Below are 15,732 nucleotides of genomic sequence, written 5' to 3'. Positions count from 1 at the left end.
ATTGATATAATTGTCTGAAAATAAATTTAGTGAGCTATGGATTTCCGTAAAATTGTATTTATTCAAATATTGAAACTTGCTTTTTAATTAACATTCAAAAAAATATTAATACTTAGGAATATGTCAAAAACTGTTAATGCAAAACTTTATAAAATTCAAGATTCTATTGTTGAAGCTGGTGAGAATAATGAAATCTTGATTGATAAAATCGTTCGCACTTATAATATTAAGAGCGGAAACAAGTTTTCAGAAATTCAAGTTTCCAATGAGTCAAGTTTAGATGATTGGTCGGCAAAACTATTTGTTTTTACTACAGACACAAAACCTCCTTATTGGCAAGAATTTCTATCTGAAATTGTTGAAGATGAAGCAGATTTAGATAAAATAAAAATTCAGTATTCATCTTTTGTTCTTTTTATTTTTGATAAAAATTCAATTTTTATTATTTCTAAAGGATATTATGGGCATTTCCTATTAGAAGATTATATAGATAACTTTTTTGGTTTGGAGGTTCTCTCCAGATTAGTCAACAAAAGCTCAACCGAGATTAAACAAATAGAAGAACGAGGACTATTTGGAACAGAAATTGGTGCTCAACGATATTTCAGAGAAAATTATAATCTTGCGTTTGAAGATGATTTTGGCAAGATATACAAAACAATGTTAGCATCAATCGAAGAAGCAGATTTTAAAAGATTAGGAATAAAACAAAAAAAAACATCTACTAAAAAGTTATCAATTACTGGAAGTTCTTCTCTCGAAGTTTCATCAAATTTTACCTATAAGGAATTAATTGACAGGATAATAAAAATTAAAGAAGTCTTAGAAACCGAAGGAGTGGAATTTAATCAATTTTATAGATTACCAGCTTCTGCGTTAAATCCAATTAAAGAGAAACTAAATAATGCCTTATTAAACTATGCATACAATTGTTTTAAAAATAAAGAAACGATAGATTTTTATAGCCCTAATATTTTTCCATATCTGCAATCCATTGAAACGCAATTTTACAATGAAGAGGATGGTCTTTTGGATAAAATTGAGTTTGCTTCGTCCTTTGGATATAATAATATTATTAATTCACTAATTCAAACTGGTTTAATAGATGATACCAATGAAACAAAATTCATAGAATCTCTAAAAAAAACGTATGGCCGATATAAACTAAATGAAGATACTGAATTCTCTGTTGGTGTACCCTTAGATTTATGGTTTTGTGGTGAAATTGAATATGAACAAAAAAGATATTTTAAATTAGATAATGCGTGGTACTTGTATCGAAATAGCTTGGACGAATATTTAAATATATTTTTTCAAGATATAGATTTTGAAAATTGTCCGCCCATTCCTCTTAAATCATGGACGGAAGAATCTGAAGGAGAATATAATGAGAGTTTTAAAAACACTAAAGATTTTATTGTCACTGATCGAACATATTTAAATTTTATTGAGATGGCAGATTTAATTAAAGTAGATCAAAATAAAATTTATTTTTATCATGTTAAGAAAGGTCTAGGTCAAGATACAAGAGTTTTAATTAGTCAAATTATTAATGCTGCTCGATACTTAACGTATTATAAAGATGAAGAAAATAGTACCGGGTTGAAATCTTATTATAAAAATATATGCGATAAACATTATAATGGAAATGCTTTAACTTTAAATATTAATGGTACTTTGAAAAGTATTTCAGAAGAAGAATTTATTCAAATATTTAAATCAGATAAAAAATTTAGCTTTGTTTTTGTTTATTCTTCTGATAGTAAATTATCAATAAAAGAAGAAATTAAAAAGACACGATCTAGAATTGCCAAATTATCCTTAGTATATGTGATAAGAGATATGAGAAGAACTAATTTTGAATTACTATTTGAACGCATAAGAACCAAATAAAAAAGAGACTTTTTCACAAAAGTCTCTTTTCCAATTTTATATTATTCTCGAAAATATTATTTCTCTTTAAGCAACTTTTCCAAATAAGAAATCTTCTCTTTTTCCGATTCTAATAAACGCTCATAAAGTTTCTTATTTTCATCATAAGATTCAATCAGCTTTTCGATTGGATTGAATGTTGGGTGAAATTGAAATAAAGCAGAATTATCGTGATTAGTAACTGTATTACCAATAATATTAAAAACGGCTTCATCACTAAAATTCTTGATAGTCTCTGCAGAAACGCCTAAAACTTCGGCAATTTTATTTAGTCTTTCGTCATCGATGGTTTCACTTCCCTATTAGAAACAGATTGCTGGCTTACTCCGATAGAAATAGCAAGCGCTTCTTGTTTCATACCTCTAAGCTCTCTAATTCGGCTGATATTTCGGCCAATATGTTTTGGTTTTGTTGCTGTGCTCATAGTTCAAAGATATTTAAAATTCTTTAAAGTTTTTTATTTCAATAAAACACCTTTCTAACAAACAAAAGTATCATTTTTCTCACAACTAAAAAAGCAATGCACATTTCCTTTTTGTACTAAATCTAATACAAGACCAAAACTTCGTATGCCAAGTAATTACAGGGATTTCAGATTTTAGCAATCGTTATTTTTATTTGTTTTAAATCAATGCCAATTGTATAAAATTGGGATTTTGTGAATTATTTTCTTAAAAAAAATCGCAAACCAAGAAACTTTTCTTACTTAATTATTTAAATTCGCGCCAACCAAACCACTAAGCTACTTACAAACCAATGAGCATTTTTAATTTTTTTAGAAGATCAGATACAAAATGTCCGAGATGTCTTGGAAAAAGATTTGTTGATTGGGATGATATCCGCCGTTTAAACCGCCAATTAAAATGGGTTCCCGCACCTTGCGCATATTGCGATGCAACAGGAAGAGTGCCCAAAGAACTGCTTTCTAAAGTTGCTGTTAACTGCATGTATCTCACAATCGATCTGCCAGAATCTGTAATCGAAAAAATAAAAGAAGGCGATCTAGAAACAGTCGAAAAAGGAAAACAGCGCGAACGTTTTGTAGACCATCTTATAGAATATACAGAGCATCATTACCTCGCTCAAAATCTTGATGCCGAAAGTATTGCCAATCTGTATTTGAACTTCGAAGCCGAAAAAGCTCCTTTTGCAGTTACTAAAGAAGAATTAATAAAATATATTCAAGGTGTAATCGAATTAAAAAAATCGGTATTGCAATAACCTTTGCACTCTAACTATTCAAAATCTTTGACCATTTACAAAAACAGGTATAAATACTCGTAGCCATCATTTTGTTTTGTACTAATATTGTAGTGAATAATTTTTAGTTTAGGCAAGGTTTTCTAATAGAGAGCTTTTTAATTTTTTGTCACTTTTTTTTTGGAACAGAAAGTGGAATTTCAAATCGCTGGTACCGATTGGAAATTTCACTTTTTTTTGTTTACCTACTTAATCGTTTTTTTACCGCAAAGAGCGCTAAGGATAACGGAAAGTTTGCAAAGTTTTTCTCTCGCAGATTTAGCAGATCTAAGAGATTTTGTTTTATCTGCTTAATCTGCAAAATCTGCGGGAAAACTATATTACCACAAAGCTTTGCGAACTTTGCGGTTTTATTAAGTTTCTTCATTAAAAATTCTTTGCGCTCTTTGCGTTAAAAAAACATCACGCATAAAGCCCAAAATCAAATTTCAGGCAGTATTTTTGCGTTCTGTAAAAGCCTCGAAATTAAGTCCGCATGACTAGAGAACATTATATTCCGTTTAATAAAGAATTCTTACTGGAAAAGCAAATTGCTGCATTTGCCGAAAACGCACAAAAGGCTGATGATTTTAAAAAGTTATTCGAAATTATCGAACATTATTATCATTATGAATCTTTTAATCTTAACCGAAATCTAAAACAGCATTACGCGCTTTACGATCCCGATTTAAGCGAAAAAGAACGTGAACAGTTTATCAATAAAAGCGATTTTCCCGTTTTTAAAGAAACATTGCTGAAAGTTCTCGAGCGCGGTAATTACTACAGAATTAATCAAAAAGCTTTAAACGATGCATTTAATGAATCTGATTTGATTGGATTGCATCTTTCTATCGATTTTAATGCTTTTAAAGATTTCGAACTTTATGCTCGCGGACATCATAAAGCGAAAGAAAAAGTCAAAAAATACTTTTTCTGGACCAAAGAAGTTGAAATTGAATATTATGATCGTGTCTTAATATATCTTAATTACAGCGAAGCAGATTACCTGAAAGAAAAGAAAGTCAAGTTAAGTAAAATGCCAATTGATCCGGGTTCTATTGCTCTGAAAATTTTTAAGCGTGTTCCTAAAAACGATCTTGAAACTATTTTCCCGAATGCCATTCCGAAAATGTCTCTCAAAGATAAATTGCTGCTTTGGGTTCCAGGTCTTTTTGGCGGACTTTCTTTATTAAGCGCCAAAGTAATTCCTGCCTTGATTAATATGTATGAAGCTTATCAGACTGGCGAAACCATCGATTTACTAAACAGTAAAACTTCTTTAAATCAAGGTTTAATTGCATTAGGAATTTTAGGTGCTTATTGTTTCCGTCAATACAACAACTTTGTAAACAAGAAAATCAGATACTCTAAAACCCTTTCTGACAGTTTGTATTTTAAGAATGTCGGCAACAATAGCGGTGCATTTTATTCTTTACTAAATTCTTCAGAAGAAGAAGCCTTGAAAGAAACTATTCTTGCTTATACATTTTTACACGAAAGCGAAGAAGCTTTAACAGCCGAAGAACTAGACAATCAAATTGAATCTTGGTTTCAAACCAAACTAAATACCGATTTAGATTTTGATGTAAACGATGCTTTACTGAAACTAAAAAGCATAGGATTAGGAACAGAAACTAACGGAAAATGGGACGTGATTCCGTTAAATGAAGCGCTTATCGCTATTGATGAGTTGTGGGACAATGTTTTTCAATATAATCAAAATGTAAATTCTCTAAAATACTAAAAATGTATACTTACAAATGTTCTTGCTGCGGCGAAGTTTTTGACGAAATGCCTTTGTGTTTTGGAAACGAATTTCCTGCTTATTATTTTGCTATTCCGCCAGAAGAAAGAGAAAAACGAATTGAATTTGGAGGAAATTGGTGTTATGTAGATGAAGAACATTTTTTTCATCGTGGAAGATTAATAATTCCGATAATCGACTATCATGAAGACTTGGTTTTTAATGTATGGACAACGATAAGCGAAGATAATTTCTGCCTTCGAATGGATTTATGGGAAGATCCAAATAGAATTCACCAAGAGCCTTATTTTGGCTGGATGCAGACTGATGTTCCTACTTACGGCAAAACCATATCTCTAAAATCAATCGCCATTGAACAAGGTTTAGGATTAATTCCAGAAATAAAAATGATTGAAGAAAATCATCCTTTAACCCTAGATCAGGAAAACGGAATTACTTTAGAAAAAGCCATTTCGATTGTAGATGAAATAATGAAAATTCAGCACGGTAAAAGCTAAAAGAAATTTTATTAGATTTACGCATCTAACCCTAAAACCACAAACAATGAGAACATTAGACCAATGGTTTGCAGAATATGCCGTAAGTCATCAGAACCCAACCAATAAAGCGATTCATTACATTTGCGTTCCCGCAATTTTCTTTTCTATCGTTGGCTTGTTAATGAGTATTCCAAGCGCAATTATTGCCAATACTTTAAACCTAAATTTACCTATTATCGAAAACTGGGCTTTTGTGGTTCTGCTTTTTGTATTGGTTTTCTACATTAGATTATCGGTTGCAATGGCTATTAAAATTGCTTTGTTCTCGGGAATCTGTTTAATTTTAAATTATTATATCGGACAAGTTGTACCGTTATGGGCATTCTCAATTGGCGTTTTTGTTATCGCTTGGATCGGACAATTTTACGGGCATAATATTGAAGGCAAAAAACCTTCTTTCTTAAAAGATCTTCAGTTTTTATTGATTGGTCCTGCTTGGGTTGTTGAGAATTTGTTTTCCAGAAAGTAAATCATTTCGAAATAATGCCACATTGCGACTAATAATTTAAAATAAGGATTATCTTATTTTTTGAAATAAAAATGTACTTTTGATATATCTAAAATAAAATTATGATAGAGTTAATCTGGGGAATACTAAACCTTGCACTCGTTTTAGTGCTTATTATTTTTAGTGCAAAAAAAGCAGTAGAGATTCGTAAAAAAGTTGGCTTATCCGTTGCCATTCTCTTTTCTTTTTTTGCTTTATCTTTTATCACAAGACCAGGCAATGAACAAAAAGATAAAAAATTTGAATTTGAAAATAGCGAAACCGAAAAACAATCTTCAAGTCGCAATACCTATCTTTCAAAAACTACTCTTGAAGATGATCTCTTTTCAAAAATCGAATTGTACGTTATTTGCGATGGCGAAAATGCTCGTTCAGCATTGATTCCAAGAACTGGATACTCTTTTGGTACAGAATGGTCTACAGAGTACATTACTATAAATAAAACAGAACAGAAAAACACCTTTGAATATCAGGCAGGAGGAACTAGAAAATGGATACTTCTTGGTATTGATATATATTCAGAGTATAAAGAATTTAGCGGAATAAGCAAATTTAAACCCTCTTTATAATATTCTTTAAATTCTAAAAAAATATAAGGACAAGGAAGAATTTTATCTTTTTTGTCCTTTTCATTTAAAAAAGCATTTCTAAATAGTTTAAAAATTCAATCTATAAAGCAAAATCTGAAACATCTTTGACAACCAACAATCTAAATATGGAAAATAAAAACCAACCTATTACATTTGTCTTTTGGATAGTAGCCATCATTTTAGGCGTCACTTTATACAAGCAATTTGACTTTCAGAATCTAAAATTTGAGAATCCAGCAATGGCTGTTATATATAGCATTGTCTTTGTATTTTCGGTTTATTATATTATTAAAAATTCTGGAAAGCAGCCAAAGTAAATATCTTGCGAGACATTCGCACAGATGTACAATTTTAAAAGCGTATTTCTTTAATAATTAAAAGAATGCGCTTTTGGTTTATAACCTTGACGTTACTGAACTATATTTATTTGCTAAAAGGTTTAAAACTAGAAATACTTCATTCTAAAATTAAATCGCAAGCCAATCCCCGAAAGGGAAAATGAGACATTAACTGACAATTTCATCATTATCATAATAATTTTATTGGTATGTAGATATCAATAATGTGATGATTTTCAGGATGCAGTTTAGGATCATTTAAATGGCTTAAAAAGAAATTTCTATTATCTGGCTGATAGCCATTTTCTTCAAACCATACCTCGTAAATGTAATTCCATGTTTTAAAACATTCAGACATTGGCGCTTCTTTATGGAAAATAGCATACAATCCGCCACTTATGGTAATATTTCCAATTATTCCTTCTCCTCTTATTTTTTCAGGAACAGACAAACAGACATCTGCCTGAAGCATTCCCGATAAATTAGCATTACTTCTATAAACAGTTAATGCTTTTGTTTCAGGAAAATTTACCAAATTTCTTGGAGAAGCCCAGCTAAAAAGCTGTTTAAACATATCTTCAAATGTTTCACTATCATGTTTGTGAATATTCAGATTTCGAATATAAATAACATTAAATGCCTCCAGCTTTTTGACCTCAAAATCAAGTTTTATAGTTTCACTCATTTCATTATTTTTTAAATTATTTAATTTGAGTGCAAGGTAGTTTTCGATTTCGGACTGCATTTTTCCAATATTGCTATCTATTATACCAATATTGCTATTTTTATATAACTTTCGCCATTCAGAAGGTGTTTGCTCTTTAACTTCACGAAAAGCTCTTGAGAAAGACGAAATACTTAAAAAACCACATTCCATAGCTATTTCACTAATCGTTTTGGAAGGATTGTTCATTAAGAAGAATAAGGCTCTTTCAATTTTTGCATTTTTAATAAAATCATTAATTGTTGTTCCTGTAACTGATTTGAAAATTCTATGAAAATGAAATTTTGAAAAATTTGAAAGGACCGCCAATTTCTCTAAAGAAAGTTCTTCATGAAGGTTTTCTTTAATATAATCTATACTCTTATTAATTCTAAAATAATACTCTTTAATAGACTCTTCTTTCGTCATGCTTTTGGTTTTATATTTAGTTTCAACTAAAAATTCGTGATGTGTAAACCATTATTAAAGTCAAAGTTAAGAATGTATTTTTGAACCATAAAAAAAGCCTGAGAATATACATTCTTAGGCTTTTAAATTTTATAGTGACCCCGGAGGGGTTCGAACCCCCAACCCTCAGAGCCGAAATCTGATATTCTATCCAGTTGAACTACGAGGTCAGTTTTATTTATGATTTTAGATTTTAGAGTTCAGATTAAATCTAAAATCTGAGCTCTAAAATCTAAAATTATTATTTACGAAAGTAATTTTTTCACAATTGTAGAAATGGTTTTTCCTTCAGCAGTTCCGCCTAATTGAGCAGATGCTAATCCCATTACTTTACCCATTGAAGCAATTCCAGAAGCTCCTGTTTCAGCAATGATTTTTGCTACTACAGCTTCTACTTCTTCTTCGCTTAATTGAGCTGGTAAAAACTTCTCGATTACTGCTACTTGAGCCAATTCTGGTTCAGCTAAATCTGGACGGTTTTGCTCTGTAAAGATTCTTGCGCTTTCTTTACGAGTTTTCACCAATCTCTGAAGCAATTTAATTTCTTCATCTTCAGATAAATCTTCTTTAGATCCAGAAGCTGTTGAAGCCAATAATAATTCTGACTTTACAGCTCTTAAAGCTTCTAAAGCTACTGTGTCTTTTGCTTTCATGGCCGTTTTAATTTCGTCCATTATCTGTGTTTGTAAACTCATGTTTATATTTTATTTGAATAAGCTAGTGCTTATTAATTGATATATTAATTTAACCCTTCGACTTCGCTCAGGGTGAAAATAAGATTCACTTTAAAAACCTATTTAAGAAGTCAAATTTTGAAATTCTGTGCGAAGATAAAAAAAATAACCCGAAAATTAAATCCAATTTTCGGGTTACCCAATATTATGATTCTAAAAATTAATCTACATTATCGTGCAAAAATGAATTGTTTGAACGTAATTGTAAATCATTATTACTGTCTGTTCCAACAGATATTCTAGAATTTGTATTATTAGACTGAGAATTAGATAAATCTATTCCTAATCTTTTGTAAGCTGGCTCTTTTTCCAACTCATCGATTCTAGAAACATTGTTATGGAATTTATAGTTAAATTCTTTTAGTTTCTTTCTTCTTTCTTCTGCTCTTAAGCGCAATGTTTCTTCAATAGTTAATTCTAAAGGAGAAACTTCAGAAGTTGTTGAAATATCTGGCTGACTTGCAAAATCAACTCTTGGTTTCAATGTAATATTTAATTCCTCTGGAATTGTAGGTTCAACTACTTTTTCAACTGGTTTAGAAGCCAATAAATCGTTTTCAACTTCCATATATTCTTCTAGAGAATATTTAATAATTCCGTTGTCTGAAACTTCAGTTACAGGAACAAATTGCACTGGATCGTTTACTTTAATTTCACGAGTTTCATTTGTCAATTCAAATAGAACTCTGTTATCCTCAATAACTGGCTCTCTTCTTACAGGCTCTTGCTTAAACAAAGGAAGATCAAAAGAAAAAGCAGTTTGTTCTTCTTTTTCAAAAACTCTTTGTTGCTGCACTGGTTGAATCGGCTGTTGTTGCTGTACTTGCTGTACTTGCTGTACTTGCTGAACAGCTGGCGCCTCAGGAGATGAAATAGTAAAATCGATATCTGTAATTGGCGAAACAATTTCGAAAGTTACATCTAGATTTTTGATAAACTCAGACATCACCACTAACTCTTCCTGATTGATTGCTGGAGCAACAGCTTGTGCAGTTGGAGTAAATGTTTCATCATCGTCAACTAAATCAAAAACAACTTTATCTTCTACTTTTGCTGTCGGTGTATCAACAGTTAGGTCAAAAGAAGCAAGCGGTTTATTGGTTAAATTATGAACACTTCTCTGCTCATCTTCTAACGTATGAATGATTTTCTTTGGTTCTGTATTTACAATTTCATTTTGTTGTTCCACATCAAAACCTGTAGCAATAATAGTTACTGCAATAGCTTCACCTAGAGTTTCGTCTTCACCAACCCCCATAATGATATTTGCATTGTAACCAGCTTCATCTTGAATGTGATCGTTGATTTCTCCAATTTCGTCAAGAGTAATCTCATTAGTTCCAGAAACGATAAGCAACAATACGTTTTTGGCACCTGTAATTTTATTATCGTTCAACAATGGAGAATCCAAAGCAGAAACAATAGCATCTTTAGCTCTGTTGTCGCCTTCAGCCACAGAAGATCCCATAATCGCAGTTCCACTGTTAGCCAAAACAGTTTTCGCGTCACGTAAATCGATATTCTGAGTATAGTGGTGCGTAATTACTTCGGCAATACCTCTAGAGGCTGTTGCCAAAACTTCATCCGCTTTAGAAAATCCTGCTTTAAATCCAAGATTTCCGTATACTTCTCTTAATTTATTGTTGTTGATTACAATTAAAGAATCGACCTGCTTACGCAATTTCTCGATTCCAATAATCGCCTGCTCTTGACGTACTTTCCCTTCAAATTGAAACGGAATTGTTACGATACCAACAGTTAATATTTCTCTTTCTTTTGCTAATTGAGCAATTACCGGAGCTGCACCAGTTCCTGTTCCTCCACCCATACCAGCAGTAATAAATACCATCTTAGTATTTTTATCCAGCATTTTTTCAATATCCGAAATACTTTCGATTGCCGACTGCTGTCCAACGTCTGGATTTGCTCCTGCTCCTAACCCTTCAGTTAAATTAACTCCTAACTGAATCTTATTGGGTACTGAACTATTTTGAAGCGCTTGCGAATCGGTATTACAAACGATAAAATCTACGCCTTTAATACCTTGTTTGAACATGTGGTTAATTGCGTTACTTCCGCCTCCACCTACACCTATTACTTTGATTACATTTGATTGATTTTTTGGTAAATCAAATGAAATACTTCCAAATTCTGAGTTGCTCATCATCTTTTTGGTTTTTTGAAATTCTTATTAAGTACATTTTTTACTTCTTGACTTGGGGCAAGAAATAATCCTTCTCTTTTTATTATTCTGCGTTGTCTAAAAATTCTTTGATTTTGTCGACATATCGATCAAAAAATGATCTTCTTATTTTGTTCTCAGTAGATTCATTTTTAGGTACCCTTTGAGTTACGGTTTCTCTAGGTTCTTCAATGGTTTCTTCTTTCTCAACGTAGTTTTCTTCAACTTCGTATCGCTGCACTGGCGGAGCAGTTCTGTAAACAACTTTTGGCTGTTCTTGAACCATTTCCAATCTAACAGCACTTTGCGAACTGTTTTCGATACTATTCATTACTAATCCAACTGCAGTTGCATATAGCGGACTAGAGATTTCTTCACTAGAATTTCCTGCTAAATGCTCGTTCGGATAACCAATTCTAGTATCCATTCCTGTAATATATTCTACCAGCTGTTTAATGTGCTTTAATTGTGCACCACCACCTGTTAAAACAATTCCAGCTATTAGCTTTTTACGAGGATCTTCGTGCCCGTAAGCTTTAATTTCTGCAAAAACCTGCTCTACGATTTCCACAACTCTTGCATGGATAATTTTTGATAGATTTTTAAGCGAAATCTCTTTTGGCTCTCTTCCTCTTAAACCTGGAATAGAAACAATTTCGTTGTCTTTGTTTTCTCCTGGCCAAGCAGATCCGAATTTGATTTTTAAAAGTTCAGCTTGTTTTTCAATAATCGAGCATCCTTCTTTGATATCATCTGTAATTACATTTCCTCCAAAAGGAATTACAGCTGTATGACGAATGATACCATCTTTGAATATAGCCAAATCTGTTGTTCCGCCTCCAATATCGATAAGCGCAACACCGGCTTCTTTTTCTTCCTGACTTAAAACAGCATCTGCCGAAGCTAATGGTTCTAATGTTAAACCAGACAATTCTATTCCTGAACTCTGAATACATCTTCCAACGTTTCTGATTGAAGATGCCTGTCCAACTACAACGTGAAAACTAGACTCTAATCTTCCTCCGTACATTCCGATTGGCTCTTTAATTTCAGATTGCCCATCGATTTTAAATTCTTGTGGTAAAACGTGAATAATTTCCTCTCCCGGTAACATCGCCAGTTTGTTTACCTGATCGATTAGGAGTTGAATATCTTTTTCGCCAATTACTTCTTCTGGATTATTTCTGCTGATGTAATCTGTATGCTGAATACTTCTGATGTGCTGTCCGGCAATACCCACAACTACATCTTTAATTTTATAACCTGAATTATTTTCTGCTTCAAGTATCGCTTGCTGTATCGATTGTATCGTCTGCGTAATGTTGTTTACTACTCCTCTGGCAACACCCAAACTTTTGGATTTACCAATGCCCAAAATCTCCAACTTACCATATTCATTTTTTTTGCCAATCATGGCAACGATTTTGGTTGTTCCAATATCTAGACCTACTGCAATGTTATCTTTTTCCATTTTCTATTATTTAGTGCAAACTACTTGTTCCGTAAACCTAAGGTCAATTTTTTTGTATTTGTATAACGAACTATCTAAAACCGCTTTTTGAAAAAACGCTTTATAGTTTCTAAATTTCTTATCAACATTCATCGTTCTGCCAAAATCTATGAAGTAATCATAGTTGCGATTAAACATTTTTAAGCTTCCATTCGGCATAATCTCTATAGCAATGATGTTTTTTTTCAAAAACGCATCGTCATAAATTGTGCGAAATAAAGCTGCTAAATCTTCGTTATTTTTTTCATTTATTGCCCCTGAAACAAGAGGAACTCGCGCAGTGAAATTGTCTGATAAGGGCATTTTATTTCCCTCATAGTCAATATAAAAAGAAGCAGCGCCATCATAAACTCTTGCTATGGGCGTCTTCTGTTTTACTACTGCTTTTAGAACTCCATCGATACTTACAAAAACATTTGACTTCTCAATCATCTCTTGCGTATCGAGGGTTTTCTCTATCTTATTCAAATCTAGTTCATCTTTTCTAATACTGGAAGCGTCTCTTTTATTTTCTATCAACAATTTATTAACCGTTTCCGGCTTCACAAAAAGCGTATTTTCTCCTACAAAAACAACCATAGATTTTTTCAATTTTCGATCGCCATTTCGATGCTGTGCGAAAGAATATAGAAAAAGAACTAGTCCGAAAATAAGTACTAATCTAATATTTGCCCAATTAAATATTTTCATTTAAAACCTTTTTAATTGACGGAACCATTTCTCCCAGATCACCAGCTCCAATTGTTACAATAATAGGTGCATCACTGGCTTTAATTTTACCTAATAAATCTTCTTTTGCAACAATTTTTTTGTTCGAATTTGTCATTTTACCCAAAAGCCACTCAGAAGTCACTCCTTCCATTGGAAGCTCTCTAGCAGGGTAAATATCCATCAAAAACACTTCATCAAACTGCGATAAGCTTGCTGCAAATCCGTCAACGAAATCTCTTGTTCTACTAAATAAATGTGGTTGGAAAATTGCTAGCACTTTACGTCCTGGATACAATTCCCTAACTGCCTGATGAACAGCATTTATTTCTGTCGGATGATGTGCATAATCATCAATATAAACTAAATTTTCACTCTTAATCTGATATGAAAAACGTCTTCTGATTCCGTTGAATGAAGCAATGGCTTTTGCGATAGAATCGGTCGGGGTGCCGAAAGTCTTAGCCATCGCAATAGCCATTAATCCATTCATTAAATTGTGTTTTCCAGGCAGTCCGAAACGTAAATCTTTCATAATTTCTGAAGGCGTCTGCACATCAAAAACATAAGCTCCATCTTCTATTCGAACATTATAAGCTTTATATACAGCATCTTCATTTATAGCACATTGAACACCATCTAAAGGCAATTCTTTGGTTATAAAAAGATTGTTTTTATCTTCAACTTTTGAAGCAAATTCTCTAAAAGAAGCCTCAATTGCATCACTCGTTCCATAAATATCCAAATGATCTGCATCCATAGAAGTTACGCAAGCAATATCTGGACGCAAATGCAAAAATGATCTGTCAAATTCGTCTGCCTCTACAACTGTTACTGTTTTTCCGCTTCCAATTAAATTAGAATTATAATTTTCTACAATTCCTCCAATAAAAGCCGTTACATCAGCACCACTTTGAAACAAAATATGTCCCAAAATACTAGACGTAGTAGTTTTTCCGTGTGTTCCTGCAACTGCAAAACAGAAAGTATCTCTACTTATAATTCCAAGAACTTCTGCACGCTTTTTAACCTCAAAATGCCTTTCAACAAAATAATTCCATTCAGAATGTGTTTTAGGAACCGCTGGTGTGTAAATTACTAGCGTATTTTCAACATAATAATCTGTTGGAATCAAATTTATATTGTCTTCAAAATGAATATCTATACCACTTTCAATCAATTCATTAGTTAGCATAGAAGGTGTTTTGTCGTAACCTGAAACTTGTTTTCCAATAAACTTGAAATAACGAGCCAAGGCACTCATTCCGATACCTCCGATACCAATAAAATAAACGTTTTGTATTTGATTTAAATTCATAATTGAGTCTTAATATCTTAATGTCTAAAGTTTTTAAAGTTTCTTAACTATATGTCTTCAGCTTTTTAATTTTTCTATTTAATTAACTTCACAATCTCTGCTACAATATCTTGTGTAGCTTTTGGTTTTGCCAGTTTTTTAATATTATCACTTAGTTGTTTCTGTTTTCCTGAATCTTTCAGCAGCGCTTCAAAAACAATGCTAAACTGACTGTCAAGCTCAGATTCTTTCAACAAAATCGCACCTTTTTCATCCACAATTGCCTGTGCATTTTTAGTTTGGTGATCCTCAGCCACATTCGGCGATGGAATAAAAATGACTGGTTTTCCCACGATACACAATTCTGACACCGACGAAGCTCCAGCACGTGAAATTATGACATCTGATGCCGCGTAGACAAAATCCATTCTTTCAATAAAATCAACCACTTTTACATTTGGCTGATTGTACTTTTTATATTCTTCAAAATATAATTTTCCACATTGCCAGATTACCTGCACATCTTGAGAAAGAAAATTTTGCAATTCTTTTTCAATTAACTGATTGATTCTTCTAGCTCCTAAACTTCCTCCTAAAACCAGTAATGTTTTCTTATTAGGATCTAAACCATAAAAAGCAATTGCTTCATCACGCTTGCTTTCAATGTCAATTAAATCTTGACGAACTGGATTCCCTGTTAAAACAATTTTCTCTTTTGGAAAAAAGCGTTCCAAATTTTGATACGCCACACAAATTGCATTTGCTTTTTTGCTTAACAATTTATTTGTTATTCCTGGATAAGAATTCTGCTCTTGAACCACTGTTGGAATTCCAGCCGAACCTGCCGCCTGCAATAAGGGTCCGCTAGCAAAACCACCCGTTCCAATTACAACATTAGGCTTAAACTTTTTAATTATTCTTTTTGATTCCAATAAACTGCTTGCCAATTTAAGCGGAAACATCAAATTTTGTAATGTCAATTTTCGCTGTAAACCAGCAATCCAAAGACCTTTTATTTCGTAACCTGCTTGAGGCACTTTCTGCATTTCCATTTTATCTTTGGCACCTACAAAAAGAAATTCTGCATCAGGAAATTGTAATTTTAATTCGTTTGCAATTGCAATTGCAGGATAGATATGTCCTCCTGTTCCTCCTCCGCTAAGTATGAATTTATACTTTGTCATCGTTCTAAAAATTACAACTTTTTAAAAAATTTTTA

General features: G+C 32.4%; 14 protein-coding genes, 1 tRNA gene and 1 pseudogene. 7 read left to right on the top strand and 9 right to left on the bottom strand.

The genetic code is table 11. From position 1 onward, the window contains the following. Positions 1-120 precede the first annotated feature (120 nt). The gene (locus OZP10_RS13035) at positions 121-1,893 is read left to right on the top strand and encodes a DUF6119 family protein (RefSeq protein WP_281631272.1); all 1,773 of its coding nucleotides are present in this window, start codon (positions 121-123) and stop codon (positions 1,891-1,893) included. A gap of 56 nt (positions 1,894-1,949) precedes the next feature. Here the strand turns inward: OZP10_RS13035 and OZP10_RS13030 are convergent. Next, positions 1,950-2,356 (bottom strand): annotated as a pseudogene (locus tag OZP10_RS13030) (helix-turn-helix domain-containing protein). 332 nt (positions 2,357-2,688) lie between these two features. On the opposite strand from OZP10_RS13030, the gene OZP10_RS13025 reads away from it, so the two are divergent. The 6 genes from OZP10_RS13025 (at position 2,689) to OZP10_RS13000 (ending at position 6,890) form a co-directional block, all read left to right on the top strand. Then, positions 2,689-3,153 carry a hypothetical protein gene (locus OZP10_RS13025; protein WP_281631271.1) on the top strand — a complete coding sequence of 155 codons (465 nt, stop codon included), beginning with the start codon at positions 2,689-2,691 and terminating at the stop codon, positions 3,151-3,153. A 514-nt stretch (positions 3,154-3,667) separates the two neighbouring features. Further along, on the top strand, positions 3,668-4,915 hold the full coding sequence (locus tag OZP10_RS13020) for a TMEM143 family protein (protein WP_281631270.1): 1,248 nt from the start codon (positions 3,668-3,670) through the stop codon (positions 4,913-4,915). 2 nt (positions 4,916-4,917) lie between these two features. After that, positions 4,918-5,433: a DUF2199 domain-containing protein gene (locus OZP10_RS13015; protein ID WP_281631269.1), complete on the top strand. Its 516-nt coding sequence runs from the start codon at positions 4,918-4,920 to the stop codon at positions 5,431-5,433. A 46-nt stretch (positions 5,434-5,479) separates the two neighbouring features. Continuing rightward, positions 5,480-5,944, top strand: coding sequence for an Mpo1 family 2-hydroxy fatty acid dioxygenase (locus OZP10_RS13010; RefSeq protein ID WP_281631268.1), 465 nt, complete (start codon positions 5,480-5,482; stop codon positions 5,942-5,944). 101 nt (positions 5,945-6,045) lie between these two features. Next, positions 6,046-6,552, top strand: a complete 507-nt coding sequence (locus OZP10_RS13005; RefSeq protein ID WP_281631267.1) for a hypothetical protein — start codon at positions 6,046-6,048, stop codon at positions 6,550-6,552. A gap of 146 nt (positions 6,553-6,698) precedes the next feature. Next, positions 6,699-6,890 carry a hypothetical protein gene (locus OZP10_RS13000; protein ID WP_281631266.1) on the top strand — a complete coding sequence of 64 codons (192 nt, stop codon included), beginning with the start codon at positions 6,699-6,701 and terminating at the stop codon, positions 6,888-6,890. 211 nt (positions 6,891-7,101) lie between these two features. Here the strand turns inward: OZP10_RS13000 and OZP10_RS12995 are convergent, their stop codons facing one another. From OZP10_RS12995 to murG, 8 genes are all read right to left on the bottom strand, one after another. Further along, positions 7,102-8,043, bottom strand: coding sequence for an AraC family transcriptional regulator (locus OZP10_RS12995; protein ID WP_281631265.1), 942 nt, complete (start codon positions 8,041-8,043; stop codon positions 7,102-7,104). A 135-nt stretch (positions 8,044-8,178) separates the two neighbouring features. Then, a tRNA-Arg gene (locus OZP10_RS12990) sits at positions 8,179-8,252 on the bottom strand. A 75-nt stretch (positions 8,253-8,327) separates the two neighbouring features. Next, positions 8,328-8,777 (bottom strand): GatB/YqeY domain-containing protein, encoded by a 450-nt coding sequence (locus OZP10_RS12985; protein ID WP_008467137.1) that lies wholly within the window; start codon positions 8,775-8,777, stop codon positions 8,328-8,330. A 199-nt stretch (positions 8,778-8,976) separates the two neighbouring features. Beyond that, on the bottom strand, positions 8,977-10,983 hold the full coding sequence (ftsZ, locus tag OZP10_RS12980) for a cell division protein FtsZ (RefSeq protein ID WP_281631264.1): 2,007 nt from the start codon (positions 10,981-10,983) through the stop codon (positions 8,977-8,979). A 79-nt stretch (positions 10,984-11,062) separates the two neighbouring features. Next, positions 11,063-12,469: a cell division protein FtsA gene (ftsA, locus tag OZP10_RS12975; RefSeq protein ID WP_281631263.1), complete on the bottom strand. Its 1,407-nt coding sequence runs from the start codon at positions 12,467-12,469 to the stop codon at positions 11,063-11,065. Between the two features lie 6 nt (positions 12,470-12,475). Then, positions 12,476-13,198 carry a cell division protein FtsQ/DivIB gene (locus OZP10_RS12970; protein WP_281631262.1) on the bottom strand — a complete coding sequence of 241 codons (723 nt, stop codon included), beginning with the start codon at positions 13,196-13,198 and terminating at the stop codon, positions 12,476-12,478. Then, positions 13,185-14,534 (bottom strand): UDP-N-acetylmuramate--L-alanine ligase, encoded by a 1,350-nt coding sequence (murC, locus tag OZP10_RS12965; RefSeq protein WP_281631261.1) that lies wholly within the window; start codon positions 14,532-14,534, stop codon positions 13,185-13,187. Before murC ends, OZP10_RS12970 begins: the two co-directional genes overlap by 14 nt. Before the next feature lie 74 nt (positions 14,535-14,608). Next, on the bottom strand, positions 14,609-15,697 hold the full coding sequence (gene murG, locus OZP10_RS12960) for an undecaprenyldiphospho-muramoylpentapeptide beta-N-acetylglucosaminyltransferase (RefSeq protein WP_281631260.1): 1,089 nt from the start codon (positions 15,695-15,697) through the stop codon (positions 14,609-14,611). Positions 15,698-15,732 lie beyond the last annotated feature (35 nt).

This window comes from Flavobacterium luteolum, from assembly GCF_027111275.1.
Classification (GTDB): Bacteria; Bacteroidota; Bacteroidia; order Flavobacteriales; family Flavobacteriaceae; genus Flavobacterium; species Flavobacterium luteolum.
The sequence above is the reverse complement of the archived record's forward strand: the minus strand, read 5'-3'. Positions and strand labels throughout refer to the sequence as shown.